Raw genomic sequence first — 4,844 nt, forward strand, 5'->3', positions numbered from 1 at the left:
TGGTTCAGTCGATACATAAGTTGACTGACACACCGCCTTCGCGAGCAAGCCCGCTCCCACATTTGGACCTGTGTTCACATGGGATCAGTGGTGTTTGAGAGTCAGGCCCCAGGCAATGCCAACTGCGGGTTCACAAAATCAAACGCCGCCAACTGAAACCCTTGCTCATCCACCTGCAACGCCCAGCCCTGCTTGTCCCAATCCCCCAGCACAATGCGCTTGGCCGCTTGCTCGCCGATCTGCAACTTGTGAATGGCGGGGCGGTGGGTGTGGCCGTGGACCAGGGTGCGCACGCCGAACTGCTGCATCACCCGTGGCACTTCCTCGGGGGTCACATCGACAATGTCGTTGGCCTTCATGCGCGTCTGCGCACGGCTCTCGCTGCGCAGTTTGCGCGCCAGTTTGTGGCGGGTGCGCAAGGGCAGGTGACGCAGGATGAACAGCACGATGGGGTTGCGCAGGATGCGGCGCAGCTTCATATAGCCGACGTCGCGGGTGCACAGGCTGTCGCCGTGCATCAATAGCACGGGCTCGCCACACAACTGCACGACACTCGGGTCCTTGAGCAAGGTTGCGCCTGCTGCTTTGCAGAACGCCTTGCCAATGAGGAAATCGCGGTTGCCATGCATGATGAAAATCGGGGTGCCGCTGTCGCTCAGTTCGCGCAGGGCCGCGCAAATCGAACGTTGGAAGGGGGTCATGCCATCGTCGCCAATCCAGGCTTCAAAGAAGTCCCCCAGAATGTACAACGCCTGGGCGCCACGGGCGCGGCCGTGGAGCAGATCCAGAAACGCCCGGGTGATGTCCGGGCGCTCCTCTTCCAGATGCAAGTCTGAAATAAGCAGGATCACCCTTAGATGATCTCGGCTTTCTCGACGATAACGTCTTCTACCGGAACGTCCTGGTGACCGGCTTTACCGGTGGTCTGCACGCCTTTGATCTTGTCGACGACGTCCTGGCCTTCGGTGACTTTACCGAATACCGCGTAACCCCAACCCTGCACGTTCTTGCCGCTGTGGTTCAGGAAGGCGTTGTCGGCCACGTTGATGAAGAACTGCGCGGAGGCCGAATGCGGCTCCATGGTACGGGCCATGGCGACGGTGTACTTGTCGTTGGAAAGGCCGTTGTCCGCTTCGTTCTGGATGCTTGGGCGCTTGTCTTTCTTTTCTTTCATGCCAGGCTCGAAACCGCCGCCCTGGACCATGAAGTTACCGATCACACGGTGGAACACGGTGTTTTCGTAGTGGCCGGCGTTCACGTACTCGATGAAGTTGGCGACGGTGATCGGCGCTTTCTCGGCGTTCAGCTCGATGACGATGTCACCGTGGTTGGTGGTCAGTTTGACTTGAGTCATGGTCGTTTCTCTTTCAAGGAATTCGTGGGTGTGGACGCCTGAGCGCCTTACCGATTTGGCGACACTTTTTGGCAAAGCAGCGGCCAAGGGGCGCAGTTTAGCGTGACCTGTAGGAATTTCGAGGTGGTTTTTTACCGCCCATGCAATTAATGCAGCAGTTTTTGGCCACGCTCTGTCAGTGTCTTGACGGCTTCGGCTATTATGAGCGCTTTGTTTTATCTGGCCTTACCCGGCCACGAACCTGTCTGTTCAAGGATCCTATGAGCAAGCCCACTGTCGACCCTACCTCGAATTCCAAGGCCGGACCTGCCGTCCCGGTCAATTTCCTGCGCCCGATCATCCAGGCGGACCTGGATTCGGGCAAGCATACGCAGATCGTCACCCGCTTCCCGCCAGAGCCCAACGGTTACCTGCACATCGGTCACGCCAAGTCGATCTGTGTGAACTTCGGCCTGGCCCAGGAGTTCGGTGGCGTCACGCACCTGCGTTTCGACGACACCAACCCGGCCAAGGAAGACCAGGAATACATCGACGCCATCGAAAGCGACGTGAAGTGGCTGGGCTTCGAGTGGTCCGGTGAAGTGCGCTATGCCTCGCAATACTTCGACCAGTTGCACGACTGGGCCGTCGAGCTTATCAAGGCCGGCAAGGCCTACGTCGACGACCTGAGCCCGGAGCAAGCCAAGGAATACCGCGGCAGCCTGACCGAGCCGGGCAAGAACAGCCCGTTCCGCGACCGTTCGGTGGAAGAGAACCTCGACTGGTTCGCCCGCATGCGCGCCGGTGAGTTCGCCGACGGTGCCCGTGTACTGCGTGCCAAGATCGACATGGCCTCGCCGAACATGAACCTGCGCGACCCGATCATGTATCGCATCCGCCACGCCCACCACCACCAGACCGGTGACAAGTGGTGCATCTACCCGAACTACGACTTCACCCACGGTCAGTCGGACGCCATCGAAGGCATCACCCACTCCATCTGCACCCTCGAGTTCGAAAGCCATCGCCCGCTGTACGAGTGGTTCCTGGAGCACCTGCCAGTGCCGGCGCATCCACGCCAGTACGAGTTCAGCCGCCTGAACCTGAACTACACCATCACCAGCAAGCGCAAGCTCAAGCAACTGGTGGACGAGAAGCACGTGCATGGCTGGGACGACCCGCGCATGTCCACCCTGTCGGGCTTCCGTCGCCGTGGCTACACGCCTGCATCGATCCGCAACTTCTGCGACATGGTCGGCACCAACCGTTCCGACGGCGTGGTGGACTTCGGCATGCTCGAATTCAGCATCCGCAACGACCTCGACCACAGCGCCCCGCGCGCCATGTGCGTACTGCGTCCGTTGAAAGTGGTCATCACCAACTACCCGGAAGACAAGGTCGACAACCTCGAGTTGCCGCGTCACCCGCAGAAAGAAGAACTGGGCGTGCGCAAGCTGCCGTTCAGCCGTGAAATCTACATCGACCGCGATGACTTCATGGAAGAGCCGCCAAAGGGCTACAAGCGCCTGGAACCGGCGGGCGAAGTGCGCCTGCGCGGCAGCTACGTGATCCGTGCCGACGAAGCGATCAAGGACGCCGATGGCAACATCGTCGAACTGCGTTGCTCGTACGACCCGGAAACCCTGGGCAAGAACCCGGAAGGCCGCAAGGTCAAGGGCGTGATCCACTGGGTGCCGGCCGCCGCCAGCATCGAGTGCGAAGTGCGTTTGTACGACCGCCTGTTCCGCTCGCCGAACCCTGAGAAGGCCGAAGACAGCGCGAGCTTCCTCGACAACATCAACCCTGACTCCCTGCAAGTTCTCACTGGTTGTCGTGCCGAGCCGTCGTTGGGCGAAGCACAGCCGGAAGACCGTTTCCAGTTCGAGCGCGAAGGTTACTTCTGCGCGGATATCAAGGACTCGAAGCCAGGTAAGCCGGTATTCAACCGTACCGTGACCTTGCGTGATTCGTGGGGCCAGTGATTTAAGGGATTTGTCGTGCTAACGATCTACAACACACTCAGCAAGACCAAAGAAGTCTTCAAGCCGCTGGATGGCAACAAGGTGCGCATGTACGTGTGCGGCATGACCGTGTACGACTACTGCCACATCGGCCACGGCCGCAGCATGGTGGCCTTCGACCTGGTGACCCGCTGGTTGCGTTTCAGCGGCTATGACTTGACGTATGTGCGCAACATCACCGACATCGACGACAAGATCATCAACCGCGCCAACGAAAACGGCGAGTCGTTCGATGCGCTGACCGAGCGCATGATCGCCGCCATGCACGAGGACGAGGCGCGCCTCAACATCCTCAAGCCGGACATGGAACCGCGCGCCACGGACCACATCCCGGGCATGCACGCGATGATCCAGACCCTGATCGACAAGGGTTACGCCTACGCCCCGGGCAATGGCGACGTGTACTACCGCGTCGCCAAGTTCATGGGCTACGGCAAGCTGTCGCGTAAAAAGATCGAAGACCTGCGCATCGGCGCACGCATCGAAGTGGACGAAGCCAAGCAAGACCCGCTGGACTTCGTGCTGTGGAAAGGCACCAAGCCCGGCGAGCCGAGCTGGGAGTCGCCATGGGGCGCCGGGCGTCCGGGCTGGCACATCGAATGCTCGGTGATGTCCACCTGCTGCCTGGGCGAGACTTTCGACATTCATGGCGGCGGCAGCGACCTCGAGTTCCCGCACCACGAAAACGAAATCGCCCAGAGCGAAGCCGCCACCGGCAAGACCTACGCCAACGCCTGGATGCACTGCGGCATGATCCGCATCAATGGCGAGAAGATGTCCAAGTCCTTGAACAACTTCTTCACCATTCGCGACGTGCTGGAAAAGTACCATCCTGAGGTTGTGCGTTACCTGCTGGTGTCGAGCCACTACCGCAGCGCCATCAACTACTCGGAAGACAACCTCAAGGACGCCAAGGGCGCCCTGGAGCGGTTCTACCACGCGTTGAAAGGCTTGCCAGTGGTTGCCCCTGCCGGCGGCGAAGCGTTCGTCGAGCGCTTCACCCAAGTGATGAACGACGACTTCGGCACCCCCGAAGCCTGCGCCGTGCTGTTCGAGATGGTGCGCGAGATCAACCGCCTGCGCGAGAGCGATCTCGACGCAGCGGCTGGCCTGGCGGCCCGCTTGAAAGAACTGGCCAGCGTGCTGGGTGTGTTGCAGATGGAGGCCGATGACTTCCTGCAAGCCGGCGCCGAAGGGCGTGTGGATGCGGCTGAAGTGGATGCGCTGATCCAGGCACGTTTGACTGCGCGGGCCAACAAGGACTGGGCAGAATCCGACCGCATCCGCGACCAACTCACCGCCATGGGCGTGGTGTTGGAAGACGGCAAGGGTGGGACGACGTGGCGGTTGGCCGATCAGGCTTGATCGGTAAACCCTGAATAAAAAACGCCCCGACTGGTTCGGGGCGTTTTTTTTCGCCAGGCACACCACAATCCAAATGTGGGAGCGGGCTTGCTCGCGAATGCGGTGTGTCAGCCAGTACATGTGTG

The 4,844-nt window shown here is 60.3% G+C and carries 4 protein-coding genes; 2 read left to right on the forward strand and 2 right to left on the reverse strand.

Translation table 11 applies throughout. The features are described from left to right. Positions 1 to 101: 101 nt before the first annotated feature. Positions 102 to 851, reverse strand: a complete 750-nt coding sequence (lpxH, locus tag NUV89_RS27545; protein ID WP_257783796.1) for a UDP-2,3-diacylglucosamine diphosphatase — start codon at positions 849 to 851, stop codon at positions 102 to 104. Positions 852 to 853: 2 nt separating this feature from the next. After that, complete coding sequence (locus NUV89_RS27550; RefSeq protein ID WP_017734190.1) at positions 854 to 1,354, reverse strand: peptidylprolyl isomerase; 501 nt, start codon at positions 1,352 to 1,354, stop codon at positions 854 to 856. A 260-nt stretch (positions 1,355 to 1,614) separates the two neighbouring features. Here NUV89_RS27550 and NUV89_RS27555 point away from each other — a divergent pair, with 260 nt between their 5' ends. Together NUV89_RS27555 and cysS are read left to right on the forward strand one after the other, a co-directional pair. Next, complete coding sequence (locus NUV89_RS27555; RefSeq protein WP_257783797.1) at positions 1,615 to 3,315, forward strand: glutamine--tRNA ligase/YqeY domain fusion protein; 1,701 nt, start codon at positions 1,615 to 1,617, stop codon at positions 3,313 to 3,315. 15 nt (positions 3,316 to 3,330) lie between these two features. Then, positions 3,331 to 4,719: a cysteine--tRNA ligase gene (gene cysS / locus NUV89_RS27560; RefSeq protein ID WP_257783798.1), complete on the forward strand. Its 1,389-nt coding sequence runs from the start codon at positions 3,331 to 3,333 to the stop codon at positions 4,717 to 4,719. Positions 4,720 to 4,844 lie beyond the last annotated feature (125 nt).

It is taken from the genome of Pseudomonas sp. 18.1.10 (assembly GCF_024655625.1).
Classification (GTDB): domain Bacteria; phylum Pseudomonadota; class Gammaproteobacteria; order Pseudomonadales; family Pseudomonadaceae; genus Aquipseudomonas.